15 protein-coding genes are annotated in these 19,810 nt (G+C 72.2%); 9 read left to right on the top strand and 6 right to left on the bottom strand.

The features are described from left to right. Positions 1-1,953 (bottom strand): septation protein SepH, encoded by a 1,953-nt coding sequence (gene sepH / locus ACGFK0_RS02765; RefSeq protein WP_392899082.1) that lies wholly within the window; start codon positions 1,951-1,953, stop codon positions 1-3. Positions 1,954-2,373: 420 nt separating this feature from the next. Here sepH and ACGFK0_RS02760 point away from each other — a divergent pair, with 420 nt between their 5' ends. After that, positions 2,374-3,315 (top strand): hypothetical protein, encoded by a 942-nt coding sequence (locus tag ACGFK0_RS02760; RefSeq protein ID WP_392899080.1) that lies wholly within the window; start codon positions 2,374-2,376, stop codon positions 3,313-3,315. Between the two features lies 1 nt (position 3,316). Here the strand turns inward: ACGFK0_RS02760 and ACGFK0_RS02755 are convergent, their stop codons facing one another. Continuing rightward, positions 3,317-4,627 carry a D-arabinono-1,4-lactone oxidase gene (locus ACGFK0_RS02755; protein WP_392899078.1) on the bottom strand — a complete coding sequence of 437 codons (1,311 nt, stop codon included), beginning with the start codon at positions 4,625-4,627 and terminating at the stop codon, positions 3,317-3,319. A gap of 271 nt (positions 4,628-4,898) precedes the next feature. On the opposite strand from ACGFK0_RS02755, the gene ACGFK0_RS02750 reads away from it, so the two are divergent. The 3 genes from ACGFK0_RS02750 to ACGFK0_RS02740 are packed head-to-tail and all read left to right on the top strand — an operon-like array spanning position 4,899 to position 7,996. Continuing rightward, positions 4,899-6,263: a lytic transglycosylase domain-containing protein gene (locus ACGFK0_RS02750; protein ID WP_392899076.1), complete on the top strand. Its 1,365-nt coding sequence runs from the start codon at positions 4,899-4,901 to the stop codon at positions 6,261-6,263. Between the two features lie 12 nt (positions 6,264-6,275). Then, entirely contained in the window at positions 6,276-7,190 is a 915-nt protein-coding gene (locus ACGFK0_RS02745; RefSeq protein WP_392899073.1) for a ferrochelatase, read from the top strand. Beyond that, positions 7,187-7,996, top strand: coding sequence for an inositol monophosphatase family protein (locus ACGFK0_RS02740; protein WP_392899071.1), 810 nt, complete (start codon positions 7,187-7,189; stop codon positions 7,994-7,996). The genes ACGFK0_RS02745 and ACGFK0_RS02740 overlap by 4 nt, the downstream gene beginning before the upstream one ends. 91 nt (positions 7,997-8,087) lie before the next feature. Here the strand turns inward: ACGFK0_RS02740 and ACGFK0_RS02735 are convergent, their stop codons facing one another. After that, the gene (locus tag ACGFK0_RS02735; RefSeq protein WP_392899068.1) at positions 8,088-8,264 is read right to left on the bottom strand and encodes a hypothetical protein; all 177 of its coding nucleotides are present in this window, start codon (positions 8,262-8,264) and stop codon (positions 8,088-8,090) included. A 207-nt stretch (positions 8,265-8,471) separates the two neighbouring features. Between ACGFK0_RS02735 and ACGFK0_RS02730 the strand changes: the two genes are divergently transcribed. Together ACGFK0_RS02730 and ACGFK0_RS02725 are read left to right on the top strand one after the other, a co-directional pair. Continuing rightward, a complete protein-coding gene (locus ACGFK0_RS02730) occupies positions 8,472-9,125 on the top strand; it encodes a response regulator transcription factor (protein ID WP_392899065.1) in 654 nt (217 codons plus the stop codon). Next, positions 9,122-10,528, top strand: a complete 1,407-nt coding sequence (locus ACGFK0_RS02725) for a sensor histidine kinase (RefSeq protein ID WP_392899062.1) — start codon at positions 9,122-9,124, stop codon at positions 10,526-10,528. Before ACGFK0_RS02730 ends, ACGFK0_RS02725 begins: the two co-directional genes overlap by 4 nt. A 21-nt stretch (positions 10,529-10,549) precedes the next feature. Here ACGFK0_RS02725 and ACGFK0_RS02720 read toward each other — a convergent pair whose 3' ends face one another. Both ACGFK0_RS02720 and ACGFK0_RS02715 read right to left on the bottom strand, forming a co-directional pair. After that, positions 10,550-13,378, bottom strand: a complete 2,829-nt coding sequence (locus ACGFK0_RS02720; protein ID WP_392899059.1) for an ABC transporter substrate-binding protein — start codon at positions 13,376-13,378, stop codon at positions 10,550-10,552. Continuing rightward, on the bottom strand, positions 13,375-15,036 hold the full coding sequence (locus tag ACGFK0_RS02715; RefSeq protein ID WP_392899056.1) for a serine/threonine-protein kinase: 1,662 nt from the start codon (positions 15,034-15,036) through the stop codon (positions 13,375-13,377). The genes ACGFK0_RS02720 and ACGFK0_RS02715 overlap by 4 nt, the downstream gene beginning before the upstream one ends. Positions 15,037-15,543: 507 nt before the next feature. Between ACGFK0_RS02715 and ACGFK0_RS02710 the strand changes: the two genes are divergently transcribed. Next, positions 15,544-15,840 (top strand): DUF4193 domain-containing protein, encoded by a 297-nt coding sequence (locus ACGFK0_RS02710; protein ID WP_358458374.1) that lies wholly within the window; start codon positions 15,544-15,546, stop codon positions 15,838-15,840. Between the two features lie 16 nt (positions 15,841-15,856). Next, on the top strand, positions 15,857-16,681 hold the full coding sequence (locus tag ACGFK0_RS02705; RefSeq protein WP_392899052.1) for a hypothetical protein: 825 nt from the start codon (positions 15,857-15,859) through the stop codon (positions 16,679-16,681). A gap of 55 nt (positions 16,682-16,736) precedes the next feature. On the opposite strand, the gene ACGFK0_RS02700 is transcribed toward ACGFK0_RS02705, so the two are convergent. Next, positions 16,737-17,024, bottom strand: coding sequence for a DUF4235 domain-containing protein (locus ACGFK0_RS02700; RefSeq protein WP_392899049.1), 288 nt, complete (start codon positions 17,022-17,024; stop codon positions 16,737-16,739). Positions 17,025-17,193: 169 nt separating this feature from the next. Between ACGFK0_RS02700 and valS the strand changes: the two genes are divergently transcribed. Continuing rightward, positions 17,194-19,743, top strand: coding sequence for a valine--tRNA ligase (valS, locus tag ACGFK0_RS02695; RefSeq protein ID WP_392899047.1), 2,550 nt, complete (start codon positions 17,194-17,196; stop codon positions 19,741-19,743). Positions 19,744-19,810 lie beyond the last annotated feature (67 nt).

Genomic DNA, 19,810 nt, shown 5'->3' with positions numbered 1-19,810 from the left:
CTATTCGGGGCGGCGGGCACCGAACATGATCTCGTCCCAGGACGGCACGGAGGCGCGCTTGCCCTTGGCCTTGCGGCGCCGCGCGGGCCGCTGCGCCGCCGGTTCACCGCTCGCCGCGGCCGCCGGTGCCCCGGTGGCCGGCTTGTCCTGGGCGGCGGCGGGCATCGTCGGACGGCTCGCCGGCTTCTTCTTCGGCGGCGTCCGCGAGGTCTGCCGCTGCGCCGGCCGCTGCGCCGGCGTCTTCTTCTCCGGCGCGGACTTCCCGTTTTCGGCGGGCTCGGCCTCGGGAGCCTCGGGTTCGCGTTGCCGCGCGGCCACTTCGGGCTCCTGCGGCTCGACGTCCCCGCCCGTACCGGCCGGCGGCTCCTCCCGGCTCTCTTGTTCCACGGTCTCGGCGTGCCGGGCCGTTCGGGGGGCGGTCGGCTCTTCCTCCCGCACCTGGACGGCCTCGCGGGTGCGAACCGCGTCTCGCCCGGCATCCGACTCCCGCGACTCAACGCCGGCCTCAACGGACTCGCCGGTCTCGGCGGCTGCGCGGCGCCGGTCGACCTCCCGCTCCTGGGCGGCCTCGCGTGGCCGGCTCGTCTCGCGCTGCTGGGCTGCTTCGCGCGGCCGGGCGGGCTCGTGCTCCCTGGACGTGTCGCCGGGCCTAGGCGTCTCGCGCTCTTGGGACGACACGTCCCCGGGACGGTCCGTCTCGGCTGTGTCCCCCGCCTGAAAGGCTTCGCCGTCGGTTTCGCGCGGCTCCTCTGATTGGAGTGTCGCGTCGTGCCGGCTCGTTTCGGGTGTGCCGGTGGCTTCGCGTGATTCGCCGGTTTCGTGTGACGGGGCCGCCGCGCCGTCTCGCGGCATGTCAGCGGAGTCGTCGGCCTCATGCGCGTGAGCGGTTTCCTGCATGCGCGCTTCGCCGCGGCCGGTGGTGCGCGGCTCGACCGCCTCCGACACCTGGGCGGTCTCAACCGGCCGGGGTGCCTCGCGCGTGCGGGTCGGCTCGCGTCCGCCCGCGGGTTCGTGGGCGGCGACGGCCTCGGCGGGCCGGCGTTCCTCGCGCGGGTCGCGGGACGGGGCCGCGGTGCGGCCGCCCTGGGCCTCGCGGCCGAGGGCGGCCTCGCGGGGCTCTTCGGGACGGGCGGCCTCGCGCAGGGGAGTGGTCTCGCCCGCTTCACGGAAGGCGGGACGGGGTTCGGCCCGGCGGCCGTGCTCGGCGAAGTACTCGCGGGGCTCGGCGGCGCGGAACGGCGCGGGGCCGCCGGGCTGCTCGGGCTCGGCGGGCAGGCCGCGGGCGGCCGGGTCGCGGTCGCTGGAGACGACCTTCATGGCGGGACGGCGCGGGACGAGCGGGGTGACGGTGTCGGACAGCGCGTCGTCATCGTCGTCCCATTCGACGGCGGTGAGGCGGGCGGCGATCTCGTCCAGCGGGGAGACGTTCCGGCGGCGCGGATCGAAGGTCCACTCGGCGGCGTGGGGGCGGCCGCTGTCGAAGAAGGACAGGCGGACCCGCCAGGTGTTGTCCTCGCATTTCCAGGAGTCCCACTCGACCTCGTCGAGGTCGACGCCGCCGCGGCCGAGGCGTTCCTCGACGGTCTCGCCGAGCGGCGGGCCGGGAGTGGACTCGCCCGGACGCCGGACGGTGACGCGCTGCGCCTGCTGGGCCATGTACTCGCGTTCCTGCAGGACCGGACCCTCGAACCAGCGGACGCGTTCGACGGGGATTCCCGCCGACTCGGCGATCTCTTCGGCGGTCTCGCCCGAACGGATGCGGGCCTGGATCTCCTTGGGGCGCAAGGGACTCTCCACTTCGATCTCGAACTGGCCGAGGCGGGAGAAGTGTCCACGGACCGCCGCGCGGAGCCGGTCGTCGACGGGCAGGGTGAACCGGGTGCCTCGGCCCGCGGTGGCCAGGACGAGGTACGTACCGTCCTCGCTGACCGCGACGAGGCGCAGCTCCTGCATGCGTGTCCTTCCTGCCCTGTCCTGATGGCACGGAGGACGCCGGACCGCGCGACCGTGCTCTCACCGGTCGGCCGTCCGATGCCCACCGAGGGCGCATGCGTGCCCTTCCCCCGGGTTCCCGAGTCTCTCTTTCGGACACACCTGCTGCCAGCACCGTACCCGGCATGTCCGAACATCGCCGCTCTCGAAGCCCCCTTCACGAGGTCGAAGAGGGCACCTGACCAAGCTTGCCGGTGACTCGCCCGGCCGGGGGTCGCCCTGCCCGATCCTTGTGCATCTTTTTCCACACCGTGCCTGGCGGTCCCTCGCGGCTCCACCGTCCGGGCGTTGTGAGCGTCACGTTCAGGGAAGGAACACCGGATTGTCCTGATTAGTTTGATTTTCGGGATCTATGGGCGACGAACAGGGGTGAGGCGGGTCATGCCGCGCAAGCTGCCGAATGTCAGCACGACGCAGCTCGTCGCCAGCGCGGTGGCGACGGCGGCCGCGGCGTTCGGGGCGTCGACCCTCGGGGTGTACGGGACGATCATCGGTGCGGCGCTGATGAGCGTGATCTCGACGGCGGGGTCGGCGGTCGGCCAGCACTATCTCGACCAGGGCCGCAGCCAGTTCAAAGAACTGACGCACATGCAGGCGGCGGCGCGCCGGCGGGAGATGGCGGCGGGCGCCGCGGAGGAGGCGACGAGCGCCGACCCGACCCGGACGGTGGTGTGGTCCGGTGATCCGAACGCCACCATGTTCGAGCCTCCGGGCGGCGGAGACCCGAACGCGACGCGGTTCGACGGGCCGTTCGGGGGAGACCCCAACGCGACGCGCATGGATCCCGTGGAGACGGTCGCCGGCTCGCTCGCCGAGGATGCGGGCGAGGACGCGGTGCGGCAGGTCGTCCGGCGGTCGGCGTGGAAGAGCACGGTCGAGTGGGCCAGGGCGCACTGGGCGAAGCTGGCGCTCTCGTCGGCGGCGGTCTTCGCGATCGTGATCGGGGGGATCACGATCTACGAGGCGGCCACCGGGACGCCCATCGGAAGCGGCAACGGGGGCCTGACCGTCACGAACGTGCTGGGCGGCGGTGGCGGGCAGCCCGAGGAGGCTCCGTCGCAGAACCCGTCCGGCCGTCCCACGGAACCCGGCGCCACTCCCGGCGAGACCCCGACGGGCGACGCGCCGACCACGGAACCGAGCACGCCGCAGGAGGCGCCGACGGGGCAACCGACCGGGCAGCCCACGCAGGAGCCCACGGACGGGCCCACCACTTCGGTGCCGACGGCTCCGGAGACGCCCGCACCGACCGAGGCGCCGCAGGACGGCGGGCAGGAGCAGGGAGCCACCGACCCGCAGGGGCGGACCGCGCCCGCCGAGTGAGTCAGTCGCCGAAGACCTGCTTCGTGTACGGATTGGCGAAGCGGCGGTCCGGGTCGAGTTCGTCCCGCAGGGCACGGAAGTCTCCGAACCTCGGGTAGACCTTCTCCAGGTACGCGGCGTCGCGGGTGTGGAGCTTGCCCCAGTGGGGACGGCCGCCGAGCGTGGTCAGGAGTTCCTCGACGCCCCGGAAGTACTCTTCGTGCGGGTCGCGGTGGTAGACGTGGACGGCGATGAAGGCGCTCCGCCGTCCGTGGGCCATCGACAGCCAGGCGTCCTCCTGGGGGAGGAGGCGTACCTCGATGGGGAAGCTGATCCGCCAGTCCCTCCTGGCGAACAGGGAACGGAGTTCACGCAACGCGGGGACGAGCTCCTCCCGCGGGATCGCGTACTCCTGCTCCTTGAAGCGGACCGTGCGCGGGCTGGTGAAGACCCTGTACGAGGTGTCGCTGTAGGTGCGGGCGCCGAGTGCCCTGGCGGAGATGGCGTTCACGAACGGTGTCACCGCGGGCGCCCGGTGCGTGATCCTGTTGATGGCCCCGAAGACCGTGTTGGACAGGAACTGGTCGTCCAGCCAGTGCTTGAACTTGGACAGCGGCTCGGCCGGGCCTTCGGCGCGGTTGTTGCGCTTGGTCAGGCAGCCTTCGGTGTGCGGGAACCAGTAGAACTCGAAGTGCTCGTTGGCGGAGTCGAACTCGTCCACGCGCGCGAGGACCTCGTCCCATTTCATCGGCTCTTCCTGTGCCCGCAGGAGGAACGACGGGACGGTCCGCCAGGTGATGGCGGTGACGATGCCGAGCGCGCCCAGACCCGCCCGGGCCGCGTCGAACAGGTCGGGACGTTCTTCGCGCGAGCAGGTGACGATGGTGCCGTCGGCGAGGACGAGTTCCAACGCGGCGACCTGGGAGACGAGTCCGGCGGCGTCGCGGCCGGTGCCGTGGGTGGCCGTCTGGAGGGCGCCGGCGACGGTCTGCTGCTGGATGTCGCCCATGTTGGCCAGCGCGAGGCCGTGGTCGTCCAGGACGCGGTTGAGTTCGTGTAGCGGGAGCCCCGCCTCAACGGTGACGAGCCCCGTCGCGGTGTCGACCGAGCGGACCGCGGTGAGCGCCGTGGGGCGGAGCATGACGCCTTCGGCGACCGCCGCGCCCGTGAAGGAATGGCCTGTGCCGGTCATGCGGACCGTGAGGCCGTCGCCGGCGGCCGACCGTACGGCCGCGGCCACCTCGCCGGGGGTGCGCGGCGTCGCGACGCGATGTGGTGTGGCCTGCTGGTTTCCCGCCCAGTTCTGCCACTTCTGGTTGCTTACGGGGGACATGCGGCGACTCTACTCGGCATTCGATTATGAGGAAAGTTCATGTTTAGGGGCGGCCGCGACCCGCCGGAACGATGTCCCCTCGACGGGGTACCCGGCTGAGGGAGGCCCAGGTCACGATCACGGATCGGGCGATAACGTACGATCCGGTAACCGCGGGCATGGGCCGGGACGAGGTGGTTCCGGCCGGCCATGGTCAGCCCCATGATCGCGTTACATGGGGGAAAGAAGTGAAATTGGGTAACCGTCCGTAGCGACACTCGTTGGGAATGTTGTGGCTCCTCCATCAGCACCGCGCACCGGCTCCATAGCGAACGCGGCCGCCAAGAAGGCGCCCTCGAAGGCATCCGGCTCCGGGGAACGGCCCCCCGGCGATGCCGGCACGGACGGCGGGGCGGCGAACGGCGGCGGCGGTGCGGTGAACGGCGGCGCGGCGCCCGCGGGCCGCCCGCGCAGGCCGAAGCCGGAGAAGAAGCAGCGGACCCCCCAGCAGAAGTACGTGCGTACGCACAGCCGCGGCAGAGCGCTGCCGCTGGTCATCACCGGCATCGCCGTCCTGGCGGTCGCCACCGCCTCCGGCGGCGTGTACACGGCGCTGACCACGCAGGACGCGGAGCCCGCCGCGTCGGACTCGACGCAGGCCGTCCCGCCGAGCGTGCCACCGGGCGATCCGATCAACGTGGCCCAGGGCGGTCAGGTCGCGCCGCTGCAGCGCGTCGTACCGCCGGACGTGCTCGCGGTCGGCGGCACCTCGATCCCCGCCGCCAAGATCAAGAAGATCGCGAAGCTGGGCAAGGTCAGGGACGTGACGGCGGTCGCGGGCGGCGCCGTCCAGCTCCAGGGCCGCCAGGTGAACGCGTTCGCCGTGGACCCGTCGACGTTCCGCTCCTGGACGCCGCCCGGGACGGCCACGAAGACCGAGCTGTGGGCGGCGCTGGCCGGCGACCGGTTCGTGGTGTCCCCGGCCGCCGCCGAGCAGCTCCAGCTCGCCAGGGGGACGCAGTACCCGGTCGTGGGCCGGACGATGCCCACCCTGACGATGGGCGGCTCCGGACCGCTCGGCCTGCCCGGCATCGACATGCTCGTCAGCAAGAAGTCCGGGACCGACATGGGCCTCGTCCCGAACGTGGCGGTCCTGGTCAACGCGCCGGGCGTGGACCCGGCCAAGGTCGTCAAGGCCGTGGCCAAGGTGCTGGGCCCCGGCACGGACGTGCTCAACCTGCACGAGGCCGAGTACCAGAGCTCGGCGGACGGCGGCCGCCCGACCAGCTACATGGACCTGTACAAGCAGGCCGCCGCCACCTGCCCGGGACTCTCCTGGACGGTCCTCGCCGCGATCGGGCAGGTCGAGAGCAGCCATGGACGCAACGTCGGCCCGTCCAGCGCGGGAGCGCTCGGGCCGATGCAGTTCATGCCCGCGACGTGGAAGGCGTACGGCGTGGACGGCGACCGGGACGGCAAGGCCGACATCATGAACCCCTACGACGCCATCCCGGGCGCGGCCAAGTACCTGTGCGCCAACGGTGCGGGCAAGGGCGGAAAGCAGCTGTACCGGGCGGTCTGGCACTACAACCACGCAGACTGGTACGTCCAGAAAGTGCTCAACCTGGCCAAGGCCTACGCGGCGCGCTACAGCTGATTGGATGGAGGCATGACGTCGTACGACGCGTTGCTTCTGCTGTCCTTCGGCGGGCCGGAAGGGCCCGAGGACGTGATCCCGTTCCTGGAGAACGTCACCCGTGGCCGCGGCATCCCGCGGGAGCGCCTGGAAGAGGTGGGGGAGCACTACCACCTGTTCGGCGGGGTCAGCCCGATCAATCGGCTGTGCCGGGAGCTCAAGGCGGCGATCGAGGCCGACTTCGCCGCCCATGGAGTGGACCTGCCGGTCTACTGGGGCAACCGGAACTGGACCCCCTACCTCGCCGACACGGTCCGGCAGATGAAGGCCGACGGGATCCGGCGTGCGGCCGCGTTCGTCACGTCCGCCTACAGCGGCTACTCCACCAACGACCAGTACCTCGACGACATCGCGCGCGCGCGTGAAGAGGTCGAGGACGCCCCCGAGATCGACAAGCTGGCCGTCTACTGCGACAGGCCCGAGTTCATCGATCCGTTCGCGGACGCGGCGAAGGACGCGCTGAGCCGTCTCCCAGAAGGCGCGCGCCTGGTCTTCACCGCGCACAGCGTGCCGCTGTCCCAGCCCAACCGCGAGCTGTACGTCGCGGAGCTGGAGCAGGCCACGCGGGCGGTCGCGCAGAAGGCGGCCCCTGAGACGCCGTGGGATCTCGTCTACCAGAGCCGGAGCGGCCCTCCCGCCCAGCCATGGCTGGAGCCTCAGATCACCGACCATCTGAGCACGCTGCACGGCGAAGGGGTCCGCGCCGTCGCGGTCGTCCCGATCGGGTTCGTCTCCGACCACATGGAGGTCAAGTTCGACCTCGACGTGGAGGCCGCCGACCTCGCCGCCGAACTCGGGATCGCGTTCGCGCGGGCCGCCACGCCCGGGACCGACCCGCGGTTCGCCACGCTGCCCCGCAGGCTTCTGCGGGACGGGGAGCACGGATGAGCCTGGCCGCGGAACTGCTGGAACTGGCCGTCGCGACCGCGCGGGAGGCCGGCCGGATGCTGGTCGACAAGCGCCCGGCGGACGGCCCCGACGTCGTCCAGACCAAGTCGTCCCCGACCGACGTCGTCACCCAGATGGACCGCGCCGCCGAGCAGCTGATCATCGAGCGGATCCGGGCGGCCCGCCCCGGCGACGGGTTCCTCGGCGAGGAGGGCGGCACGCACGCCGGCGACAGCGGGGTCCGCTGGGTGATCGACCCGATCGACGGCACAGTGAACTACCTCTACGACCTGCCCGACTGGGCGGTCAGCATCGCCGCCGAGGTGGACGGCACGGCGGTCGCCGGCGTCGTGGAGATGCCGCGCCGCGGCGAGTCCTGCACGGCGGTGCGCGGCGAGGGCGCCCTCCTGCACACCGCGTCCGGCACCCGTGAACTCCGCGTGAACTCCCAGGTGCCGATCAACCGGGCGCTCGTGGCCACGGGATTCGGGTACGCGGCGGGGCGGCGGGCCCAGCAGGCGCGGGTCCTCACCGGTGTGCTGCCCGCCATCCGCGACATCCGGCGCGGAGGCTCGTGCTGTGTGGACCTGTGCGCGCTGGCCGCGGGACGCGTCGACGCCTACTACGAACGCGGCGTCCAGGCGTGGGACATCGCGGCGGGCGGGCTGATCGTCCGGGAGGCGGGCGGACGCGTCGAGGGCCTGCACGGGGCGCCCGCGGGCCCGGAGCTGGCCGTGGCGGCGGGACCGGGCACGTTCGAGGCCCTGCACGACCTCCTGGCGCCGCTGGACCCGCTGACCGACTGACCGCGGGCCGTCAAACGAACAACGGAACGGGAACGGGAACGGGGAGCCCGGGACGGGAGTGGCCCGGGCTCCCCGCAACGGTCGTGCGTCTTCAGTCGCAGCGGGGTGGCTCGACGCCGATGTCGTTGTTCGCTGCGATCCGGCGCAGGTCGTTGATCTCCTCCTGGCGAATGTCCGCCAGGTAGGTGTCTCCATCTGCGTGGGCGCTCCGCAGCGACGCGTACGCGTCGTCGAGCCGCTGCTGGATCATACGTGACAACTCGCCCATGGGCCTCCTCCCGGATCGTGCCCTTCTGTACCCAGGCCTAGGCTGAAGGTAAACCTGTCCGCGGATGCAATTTTCGCGGATTGTTGCGTCCGCTGGGGCGTGGGTCGGCGGACACCGGGAGAACAGGTGCTTACGGGCGTCTTACGACCCCCGTGGCATATCTGGAGCGCGGGCGCGGGCGTGCGCCCCGACCAGGAGGGGGACCCTGTGCGTGTTCTAGTCGTCGAGGACGAGCGGGTGCTCGCCGACGCGATCGCCACCGGCCTGCGCAGGGAGACGCTGGCCGTGGACGTGGCCTACGACGGCGCGGGCGCGCTGGAGCGGGCCGGCGTCAACGACTACGACATCATCGTCCTGGACCGCGACCTGCCCAAGGTCCACGGCGACGAGGTCTGCAAGCAGCTGGTCGCGCAGCGCTACCCGGCGCGGATCATCATGCTGACCGCGGCGGGCGAGCTGGACGACCGGGTCGAGGGCCTGTCCATCGGCGCGGACGACTACCTGGCCAAGCCGTTCGCGTTCGCCGAGCTGATCGCCCGGGTGCGCGCCCTCGGCCGCCGCGCCGCCGCGCCCTTGCCACCGGTGCTGGAACGCGCCGGGATCACGCTCGATCCGGCCCGCCGCGAGGTCGCCCGGGACGGCCGCCCCGTCGAGCTGACCCGCAAGGAGTTCGCGGTCCTGGAGGTGCTGCTCAGCGCGGACGGCGCCGTCGTCAGCTCCGAGCAGCTCCTGGAGAAGGCGTGGGACGAGCACATCGACCCGTTCACCAACGTCGTCCGGGTGACGATGATGACGCTGCGCAAGAAGCTCGGCGACCCCCCGGTGATCGAGACCGTGCCCGGCGTGGGGTACCGGCTGTGAACGCCGGGCCCGCACCCCGGAACGGCCCGGACGGCCCGGACGAGCCGTCCGCCCGCTCGAACGCGGACGCGAACGTGGACTCCGGAGAGTCCGGGCCCGGCGACACCCGGCCGTCCGCCGCGCACCCGCCGCCGCACGAGGAGGGGGCGGAGGCGACGCAGCCGACGGCGGTCCCCGGCGGCCGGCGCGGCGGCCCGTGGCGGCGTCCGGGGCCGCAGCAGGTGCCGCAGCCGCCCCCTGCCGCCAGGGGCATGGGCATGTGGCGCGCCGACGGCGCCGGCTCGTTCGCCGACCTGAAGGCGCTGCCCGGCCGCATGAGCGTCCGCCTGCGCCTCACCCTGCTGTACGGGCTCCTGTTCTTCATGGCCGGTGCGCTGCTGCTGTTCGTGATGTCGGTGCTGATGGCCAACATCCTCGGCAACGTCCAGGTGATCGGATTCGGCATCTCCGAGAGCGAGGCCGCCGAACTGAAGCGCCAGTTCGTCGAGCAGACGATGAAGCAGCTGGTGGGCCGGTCCCTGCTCGCGCTCGGCGGGGTGGGGGTCATCACCCTGGTGCTCGGCTGGTTCGTCGCCGACCGGGCGCTCAGCCCGCTGCAGCGGGTCACCACCACGGCCCGCCGGCTGTCGGAGAGCACGCTGCACGAGCGGATCGCGCTCGAAGGCCCCGACGACGAGATCAAGGAGCTGGCCGACACCTTCGACGCGATGCTGGAGCGGCTCGGGCACGCGTTCGACTCGCAGCGGCGGTTCGTCGCGAACGCCTCGCACGAACTGCGCACCCCCCTCGCGATCAACCGGACGCTGCTGGAGGTGGCGCTCGGCGACCCGGAGGTCTCCGACGACCTGCGCACCGTCGGGCGGACGCTGCTGGCCACCAACGCCCGGCACGAGCGGCTTATCGAGGGCCTGCTTCTGCTGGCCCGCAGCGAACGCGAGCTGACCACCCGCACCCCGGTCGACCTGGCGGAGGTGGCGGCGACGGTGCTGGAGCATTCGGCGCGCCGCGACCGCGACAACGACGTGTCCGTCCACCCCGAGCTGACGTCCGGGAAGGCGCTGGGCGACCCGGTGCTGCTGGAGCATCTGGTGTCGAACCTCGTCGAGAACGCGGTCAAGCACAACGAGGAGGACGGCGGCGAGCTGTGGATCCGCACCGGCATCCTCGAGGGGTACCCCACCGTGCAGGTCGAGAACACCGGCCCGGCCGTCCCCGCCTACGAGGTGGAGCGGCTGTTCGAGCCGTTCCGGCGGCTGAACGCCGACCGGGTCGAGTCGTCCAAGGGCGCCGGACTCGGGCTGTCGATCGTCCGGTCGGTGGTGCTGGCGCACCGCGGCGCGGTCTACGCGGCGCCCCGCCCCGGCGGCGGCCTGATCGTCACCGTCCGCCTCCCGCCGGGCTGACCGGCCCGCCCCGGCCGATTCCTACTTGAACGCGGCGGTGGCCACGGTCGGGTCGCCGTCGTAGTCCATCTTCAGGCCGGCGTACTTGTCGCTCTTCACGATGGCCGCGTGGCCGTCGTTGACGAGGGGGATGAGGGCCAGGTCGTCCAGCGCCAGCTTCTCGGCCTGCTTGAACAGGGTGGCCCGGCCGTCGGAGGCCGGGTTCCGGAGGGCGTTGGAGATCAGGCCGTCGAACTGCCCGTTCTTCCAGCCCGAGAGGTTGTAGTTCGAGTTCTCGCTGGTGGCGACGAGATCGCCGCCGAGGAGCGGCCAGAGCATCGAGTAGGCGCCCGGATAGTCGGGGCCGTAGGCGAAGACCGCCAGCCCGGAGGCGTCGTCCGAGGCGAGGGTGTCACGGTACTGGGTGAACTCGGTGAGCGGGGTCGGCTTCATCTCGACCTTCCAGCCGAGCGTCGCCTGCAGCTCGTTCCGCACCGCCTCGGCGAGGGTCCGGTAGATCGGCGACACCCGGTAGTACAGGTTGATCTCCGTGCCCGGCCCGAGCTTCGCCTGCTCCGCGAGCGTCTTGGCTTTCGCCGGGTCCGGCCTGTCGCAGGACGGGCAGGCCCCGGGCCCGCCGAAGCCGGGGACCGCCGCCGGGACGATGCCGTGGGCGGGCTTGAGGACGCCGCCGAGCATGTCGCTGAGCTTCACGCGGTTGATGGCGTAGGAGACGGCCTCCCGGGCCTGCTTGGACTGCATCGGCCCCCGGGCGGTGATCGGGACGAGCATCCGCGTGAACGGGCCGGGACGGGTGACCATGTCGTTCCTGGGGGCCGAGGACAGGTCGCCGGGCTCGACGGGATACCAGTCGACCTCGCCGGCGGCGTAGGCCGCGCGTCCCTTGGCCGCGTCGTCGCCCAGGACGAGCTCGACGCCGTCGAACCTGGTCTTGCCGAACGCCCAGGTGTCGTTGCGCACGAGCGAGGCGCTCGCGTCCTCCCTGTAGTCCTCGAGAATGAAGGGCCCGTTCCCGATGGGACGCGTGTTGTAGGCCTCGTTCTCGGCGTTCCCGGCCGACTCGGGGACGGGCATGAAGGCCGGCTCGGACAGCCGGGCGCCGAAGTCGCAGTTGGGGGAGGTGAGCGTGACGTTGAGGAGGGTGCCGGACACCGCCTTGACCCCGGACAGTGCGTCGGCCTTGCCGCCCGCGACGTCGAGGAAGCCCTCGATGTCGTTCATCAGGTAGGCGGCGCTGCCGGACTTCGTCGCGGCGCTGCGCGTCCATCCGCGGGCGAACGCCTGCGCGTCGACGGGTGTGCCGTCGCTGAAGGTCGTCCCGTCCCTGATGGCGATCTTCCATTGCCGGCACGTCGCGTCCGGTGTGATGCCGGTGGCGAGGCGGTTGCGCACGGTGCCGTCCGCGTTGAGTTCGGTCAGGCCGGTGAACAGCTGCTTGACCAGCAACCGCCCGGTACCGCCGTAGACGTGCGACGGGTCGATCTCCCCGCCCGCGGTGCCGGGCGACGTGGCCGCCATCCGGAACGTGCCGCCGGTGCGGCCCGTCGTGCCCGGCGGCTCGGGCTCGTCCTCACGGCCGAGCTGGACCGCGATCACGGTGCCGACCAGTACCAGGGCGACCAGCGCGGCGCCGCCCACGCTCGCCAGGACGCCGATGCCGGGCCTGCCGCCGTTCCCCGGCGGCTTGGCGGGGGCGGCGCCCGGAGCCGGGAAGGACGGCCCGGACGGCCAGGTCGGGCCGCCGTGCACGCCGCCCTGCGGTGCCGGTGCCGGTGGTGACCACGGTGTCCCAGGCGGCGGGGGACCGGGCATCGGCATGCCGGGAGGGGCCTGAGGAGCCTGCGCCTGTGGCGTGTGCTGCTGAGGGGTGTGGGGCGGTGGCGTGTGGGGCTGCGGCGTTCGCGGGTGGGTTTGCGGTGGCGCCGGCTGGACGCGCAGTCGCGCCGACCCGGTGGCCGCCGTGGCCGCGCCCTGCGTGAGCATCACGGCGTTCTCGCCGTTCTCCGCGTCCTGGCGGACGCCCGGCTGGGGCAGGCTCCCCGCGAGGTCCAGCAGGCGCGCCAGGACGTGCTGGGACGCGGGACGGAGCGCCGGGTCCTTGCTGAGGCAGTTCGCCACGATCTCGCGCAGCGGCTCGTGCAGGTCTCCGAGTTCGGGGGGCAGGTTGAGGATGCGGTGCATGACCGCGGGGATGGAGTCCTGCCCGAACGCCGGGCGCCCGTTGGCCGCGTAGACCATCGTGGCGCCCCAGGCGAACACGTCGGCCGCCGGTCCGACCTGCGCCCCGGAGATCTGCTCGGGCGCCATGTAGGCGGGAGTGCCGACGGCCGTGCTCGACATCGTGCCCGTCGCGTCCAGCGCCCGCGCGATCCCGAAGTCGATCACCCGCGGGCCGTCCGGCGCGAGAAGCACGTTGCCGGGCTTGAAGTCGCGGTGCACGACGCCCGCCTGGTGGATGGCGGCCAGCGCCGTCATCGTCCCGATCGCCAGCCGGTCCAGGTCGGTGCCGCGCCGCGCGCCGTCGGCCGACAGCACCGTCGACAGCGGCGGACCCTCGATGTACTCGCTGACGATGTACGGGCGGTCGCCTTCGACGTCGGAGTCCAGGACGCGGGCCGTGCAGAACGCCGACACCCGCTTGGCCACCGCGACCTCCGCCGCGAACCGGGACCTGGCCCTCGGGTCGCCGCTGAACCGCGCGTGCAGCAGCTTCACGGCGACCCGGTGGCCCGGCTCGTCCTCCCCGAGGTAGACGGCGCCCTGACCGCCCTCCCCGAGGAGGCCGGTCAGGCGGTAGGCGCCGAGCTGGGGCGGATCACCCTCGCGAAGCGGAGTGACCGCCGCCGTCACTTGCTCACGGTCCCGTAGGCGTCGGGCGACGGTGAGGACCGGGTCTGCCGCCACTCCCAGCGCATGGAGTCACTGGATCCGGACGGGACGAACGTGACGTAACCGGGCGCGCACTTGCTCGGATCCATCCCCGCCATCGGGGTCTCCCGGTACTCGACCTTGCCGCCCTCCCCGTCGTCGGACAGCAGCGACAGCCTGGTGTAGCAGTTGTCCTGTGCCCCGGACGGGTACTCGTACCGCGCGGTGCCGCTGGTGCGCAGGAGCGCGAACCGGACCTCGAACTTCGTGTGCCCCGCCCCGGCGCCCGGCTGGTTCCCGTCGCCCGCGAACACGCCGAGGAGCCCGCCGTCGGCGGTGGACGTCGACGTCGGCCGCTCGCTCGGCGTGTACGTGCTGGGCGCCACGTACGGGTCCGGGTCCTCGTCGCCGTCGGCGGCGATGACGACGAACGCGATGACCGCGATGAACGAGATCAGCGCCAGCACACCGCAGCCGATCGCGATGATCGGCCCCGCGGAGCTGGACTGCTTCGGCGGCCGGTACCCCGGACCCGGCGGGACGGGCTGCTGCATCGGCATCCGCGGCTGGGTCTGCGGCGGAGGCGGCGGCATCGCCCCGCCCTGGTACATCGGCATCGGCGGCGGCGTGATGGGCTGCGGCGGCGGTGTCGACGGGCCGGGCGGGCCCTGGTGCATCGGCATCGGCGGCGGCGTGATCTGCGGCTGCGGCCGCGCCTGCGGCGCCGGCGGCACCGGAGGCGGCGGCGGAAGCTGTGAGGCGATCCGGGTGCCCTGGTTGAGCAGGTCCTGGCCGCCTCCCTGGCCCGCCGGCGCGGCGCCGACGTGCCCGAGCAGGTTCAGCAGCAGTTGAGCCGCCGGCGGGCGCAGGCCCGCGTCCTTGGACAGGCACTGCCCGATCAGGTCGCGCAGCGGGCCCGCGGGCAGCGCCGACAGGTCCGGTTCCTCGTTGAGGATCCGGTTGATGATGACCGGCAGCGTGTCGGCCTCGAACGGCGACTGCCCGGTGGCGGAGAACACCATCGTGGCGGCCCAGGCGAAGATGTCCACGGCCGGGGTGAGCGGCGCGCCGGTGAGCTGCTCGGGCGCCAGGTAGCCGGGGGTGCCGACCACCATCCCGGTGGCGGTCACCGCGCTCTCCTGCGAGTTGACCGTCCGCGCGATGCCGAAGTCGACGACGCGCGGGCCGTCCGCGGCCAGCATGACGTTGTTCGGCTTGAAGTCGCGGTGCACGATGCCGGCCTCGTGGATGGCCGCGAGCGCGGTCACCGTGCCGATCGCGAGGCGCTCCAGCTCGGCGGCGCTCCGCGGCCCGTCGTGGGCGACCACGTCGTGCAGAGACGGCCCGTCGATGAACTCGCTGACGACGTACGGCTGGTCGCCGTGGACGTCGGCCTCGTAGACGCGGGCCGTGCAGAAGGGCTCGACCTTCTGCGCCGCACTCACCTCACGGGTGAACCGGGCACGCGCCGCCGGATCGTTCGCCATCTGCGCGTGCAGCAGCTTGACCGCGACGTACTCACCTCCCGGCGCCTTGCCGAGGAAGACGGCGCCCTGACCCCCGGCACCCAGTCTTCCGACGACCTCGTACTGTCCCAGTGCCCTAGGATCGCCCGGCTCCAGCGGAGCGGCATCCGGCATCTGACCCTCCAGTGACCCGCAGTGATGTCCCGCGATATTGTGCGCCGGACCCCGCCGCGAGGGCATTTGCCGGCGATCGCCGGGCTGACCCCGCAGGGGGCCCGCCCCCAACCTCAGGCGGGCACGATATCGCGTTAGTTCAGACGTTTCACCGAAGCGTCTGGTTCGGCGGTCGGCCGACCGGATCGGGCGACCGCGCCGCGCCGGGCCGGTAGGCGCGCACAACGTCCCCCGGACCGATATGATCCCGGCCGCCGCGGGATCCACGGTGGATGTCCCGGTTCCGGATTTCCACGCCGAGACGACCGCCGGGTATGTGACGGAAGACACATTACGAGGAAGAGGTCCGGGTGACGGGTGTCACTCGTGGGAACGGTCGCGCCTTGTGTGTCGCAGGTCACCAAACGTGACAGAATTTCCCGCCCGGATCGGGCACAAGAACGGTCCCCCGAGCGTTAGATCCGCGCGACGGGGCGCATAAAGCACTGAGGGGGATGGAGATAGAAGATGGCGACCGACTACGACAGCCCACGCAAGACAGACGACGATCTCAGCGAGGACAGCCTCCAGGAGCTCCAGGCCCGGCGCGCCGACAAGGCGGCCAGCATCATCGATGAGGACCTGGACGCCGGCGAGGTCGCCGAGCTGCCCGGTGCGGACCTGTCCAACGAGGAGCTCACCTTCCGGGTGGTTCCCAGGCAGGCCGACGAGTTCACCTGCACGCGCTGCTTCCTGGTGCACCACCGCAGTCAGCTGGCCGCCGAGAAGAACGGCCAGCCGATCTGCCGCGAGTGCGCCGCCTGACCGGGAGTGGCCTCGGGTGACGGGAGAGATCGAGCGACGTCATGACGACGTGGAGCCGGCGCGCGGCGACGGCTCCACCGAACTCGGTGAGCTCATCGGACGGCTCACCGGCGACGAGGACATGGACCGCGAGACCCGCGGCCGCCTGCTCGGGCGACTGGCCCGCCTGCTCGGCCAGAACGCCCGAAAGGCGGGCGCCGCGGGCGTCGCACGGGGCCGATGGCTCGGCGACCTGCTCATCGAGGCCGGTCCGCACATCCCGATCCGCGACCTTGGGACGTTGCAGGCCCACCATCCCGGCCTGATGGGCGAGCAGCTCGCCGACAAGCTCGTCAAGGTGGCCGGAAACGGCACCACCGCCGTCGGCGCCGCCGGCGGCGCCCTGGCAACCGTGCAGTTCACCGCCCCGCCGCTGCTGCTGACGGCACCCGCCCAGCTCGCCGCCGAGACCCTGGTGATCGCGGCCATCGAGGTCAAGATGATCGCCGAACTGCACGAGGTCTACGGCGTCCGCGTCCAGGGCACCGGTACCGCCCGCGGCGCCGCGTTCATCACGTCCTGGGCTCGGCAGCGCGGCATCAACCCCCTGGAGACCGGCACCCTCACCAGTGCTCTGGGGACGGCCGCGAAGTCGGCCCTGCGCAAACGCATGCTGCGCACCTTCGGCCGCACCCTGGGCACCATGGGGCCGTTCCTCACGGGCGCGGCCGCCGGCGCGGCCCTCAACCGCTCCGCCACGAAGATTCTGGCGACCAAGGTCCGCAACGACCTGCGCGAGGCCGCCGGCACCCCGCCCCCACTTCCGCAGGACCACCGTCGCCGTCTGAGATCCACGGATTAGGGGCCGGTGCGGGCGACGCCCCCGGTCGCCCGCACCGAAGCCGGGAGACTCCGCCCTAACCGCCGCTTTTGAGGTGGGCGGGCAGGTCGCCGGTGCCCTTGGTCCACTGGTGCGCGACGGCCCGGGTGGCCAGCAGGCGCGAGATCTCCATGCCGACGCCCATCACCACGGCCCAGCCGAGTGCCTCCAGAAGGTCCACGTCAGGGGACTCGGGGTTGGTCGGCGGCTCCTTGCCGGTGGTCTTCTTCCAGGCCAGCGTGATGGCCTTCTTCGCGACGAAGCCGCCCGCGAAGGCCGCGGCGCCGGCCATCACCCGCCAGCCGATGTCGCCCTTGTCCGCCATGATCGTCCTCCACTCGTCAGTGTTGTCCGCGCCTGCGAGCCCTCGGCAGTCCGCCCGTGCGTTCCGGCTCCGACGCTACCGGAACGGCCCGCCCCCGGCGGTGGAGGTGATCTCCGCGTCGGTGCCGGCAAATGCCATGCGGGTGGGCCGATGTCAATACCATTGGGCCATGACAGAGCAGCCGCGTACTCCGAACGTCCCCTCCAAGCCCTCCCTGGACGGCCTGGAGGACAAGTGGGTACGCGTCTGGGAGGACGACGGCGTCTACCGCTTCGACCGCACCCGGCCACGCGGCGAGGTCTACTCGATCGACACCCCGCCGCCCACCGTGAGCGGTTCCCTCCATGTCGGCCACGTCTTCTCCTACACCCACACCGACGCCGTCGCGCGGTTCCACCGCATGCGCGGTCGGGCGGTCTTCTACCCCATGGGCTGGGACGATAACGGCCTGCCGACCGAGCGCCGCGTCCAGAACCACTTCGGTGTCCGGTGCGACCCGTCCCTCCCGTACGACCCGGACTTTGAGCCGCCGGCCAAGCCCGACCCGAAACGGCAGCTCCCGGTGTCGCGGCGCAACTTCATCGAGCTGTGCGAGCGGCTCACGGAGGTGGACGAGAAGGCGTTCGAGGAGATGTGGCGCCGCGTCGGCCTGTCGGTCGACTGGAGCCGGCTCTACACGACGATCGGGGGCGTGTCCCGCACGGCGTCCCAGCGCGCGTTCCTGCGCAACCTGGCGCGTGGCGAGGCGTACGTCTCCGAGGCGCCGACACTGTGGGACGTCACGTTCCGCACGGCCGTCGCGCAGGCCGAACTGGAGGACCGCGAGCAGCCCGGCGCGTTCTACCGGATCCGTTTCCACGGTGACGAGCAGCCGGTCCACATCGAGACGACGCGTCCCGAGCTGCTGCCCGCGTGTGTCGCGCTGGTCGCGCATCCCGACGACGAGCGGTATGCGGAGCTGTTCGGGACGACCGTCCGCACGCCGCTGTTCGGCGTCGAGGTCCCCGTCGTCGCGCACCGGCTGGCCGAGCCCGACAAGGGGTCCGGCATCGCGATGATCTGCACGTTCGGCGATGTCACGGACGTCACCTGGTGGCGTGAGCTCGACCTCCCCACCCGCGCGGTCGTCGACTGGGACGGGCGTCTCGCCGCGGACCCGCCGCAGGGCGTCCCGGCACACCCCTACGGCGAGCTGGCCGGCAAGACGGTGTTCTCCGCGAAGGAACGCGTCGTCGAGCTGCTGCGCGAGTCCGGGGACCTGGACGGCGAGCCGCGCAAGATCAGCCGGCCGGTGAAGTTCTACGAGAAGGGCAGCAAGCCCCTGGAGATCGTCACGACCCGGCAGTGGTACATCCGCAACGGCGGACGCGACAAGGGCCTGCGCGCCGAGCTGCTCGAGCGCGGCGGCGAGCTCGCGTGGCACCCCGGCTACATGCGGGCCCGCTACGAGAACTGGGTCGAGGGACTGAACGGCGACTGGCTGATCTCGCGGCAGCGGTTCTTCGGCGTGCCCATCCCGGTCTGGTACCGGCTGGACGACTCCGGCGAGCCGATCTACGACGAGCCGATCGTGCCGCCGGAGGACGCGCTGCCCGTCGACCCGTCCTCCGACGTCCCGCCGGGCTTCACCGAGGACCGGCGCGGCGAGCCGGGCGGCTTCGCCGGCGACCCCGACGTGATGGACACGTGGGCGACGTCGTCGCTGACGCCGCAGATCGCGGGCGGCTGGGAGCGCGACGCCGACCTGTTCGGCCGGGTGTTCCCCTACGACCTGCGTCCCCAGGCGCACGACATCATCCGGACGTGGCTGTTCTCCACGGTCGTCCGCGCGCATCTGGAGCACGGCTCGCTGCCGTGGAAGGACGCGGCGCTGTCGGGGTGGATCCTCGACCCGGACCGCAAGAAGATGTCGAAGTCGAAGGGGAACGTCGTCACGCCGATCGACCTGCTGCGCGAGTACGGCTCCGACGCCGTCCGCTACTGGTCGGCCAGCGGGCGCCCGGGGACCGACACGGCGTTCGACACCGGCCAGATCAAGGTCGGGCGGCGGCTCGCCATCAAGATCCTCAACGCGTCCAAGTTCGTGCTGGGTCTGGGCGAGACCGATGCGGACGCGTCGGTGACGGAGCCGCTGGACAAGGCGATGCTGGCGGCGCTGTCCGATGTCGTCAAAGACGCGACGGAGGCGTTCGAGGGCTACGACTACGCGCGGTCCCTGGAGCGCACCGAGCGGTTCTTCTGGGAGTTCTGCGACGACTACCTGGAGCTGGTCAAGGCCCGCGCCTACGGGGACGGCGAGGAGGGTTCGGGCGGCGTGACGGATGGGGCGCGGTCGGCGCGGGCGGCGCTGCGCACGGCGCTGTCGGTCCTGCTGCGCCTGTTCGCGCCGATCCTGCCGTTCGTGACCGAAGAGGTCTGGTCGTGGTGGCGGCACGGGTCGGTGCACACGGCGTCCTGGCCGTCGGTGGCCGAGCTTCCCCCGGGCGGTGACCCGGCGGTCCTGGCCGCGACGGCCGAGGCGCTCCGGCAGGTCCGCAAGGCCAAGTCGGAGGCGAAGGCGTCGATGCGCGCCGACGTGTCCCGCGCGACCGTGCGCGGCGCCGAGGTGACGCGGATCGCGCGGCCGGATCTGGCCGCGGCGGGCCGCATCGCCGACCTGACGCTGGAGGACGCCCCCGCCGGCCTGACCGTCGACGTCGTCCTCGCCCCCGCCGGCTAGATCACCGCGACCGGGACGGGCGGACCGGGCCAGCCCGTCCCGGTCACACCCTGCCCGCCGGCGACGG

Source organism: Spirillospora sp. NPDC048823 (genome assembly GCF_043198445.1).
Classification (GTDB): Bacteria; Actinomycetota; Actinomycetes; order Streptosporangiales; family Streptosporangiaceae; genus Spirillospora.
The sequence above is the reverse complement of the archived record's forward strand: the minus strand, read 5'-3'. Positions and strand labels throughout refer to the sequence as shown.

Coding starts and splice junctions, on each gene's coding strand:
- sepH (WP_392899082.1), bottom strand. CDS start 1,953: ATGCAGGAGCTGCGCCTCGTCGCGGTCAGCGAGGACGGTACGTACCTC.
- ACGFK0_RS02760 (WP_392899080.1), top strand. CDS start 2,374: ATGCCGCGCAAGCTGCCGAATGTCAGCACGACGCAGCTCGTCGCCAGC.
- ACGFK0_RS02755 (WP_392899078.1), bottom strand. CDS start 4,627: ATGTCCCCCGTAAGCAACCAGAAGTGGCAGAACTGGGCGGGAAACCAG.
- ACGFK0_RS02745 (WP_392899073.1), top strand. CDS start 6,276: ATGACGTCGTACGACGCGTTGCTTCTGCTGTCCTTCGGCGGGCCGGAA.
- ACGFK0_RS02740 (WP_392899071.1), top strand. CDS start 7,187: ATGAGCCTGGCCGCGGAACTGCTGGAACTGGCCGTCGCGACCGCGCGG.
- ACGFK0_RS02735 (WP_392899068.1), bottom strand. CDS start 8,264: ATGGGCGAGTTGTCACGTATGATCCAGCAGCGGCTCGACGACGCGTAC.
- ACGFK0_RS02715 (WP_392899056.1), bottom strand. CDS start 15,036: ATGCCGGATGCCGCTCCGCTGGAGCCGGGCGATCCTAGGGCACTGGGA.
- ACGFK0_RS02710 (WP_358458374.1), top strand. CDS start 15,544: ATGGCGACCGACTACGACAGCCCACGCAAGACAGACGACGATCTCAGC.
- ACGFK0_RS02700 (WP_392899049.1), bottom strand. CDS start 17,024: ATGGCGGACAAGGGCGACATCGGCTGGCGGGTGATGGCCGGCGCCGCG.
- valS (WP_392899047.1), top strand. CDS start 17,194: ATGACAGAGCAGCCGCGTACTCCGAACGTCCCCTCCAAGCCCTCCCTG.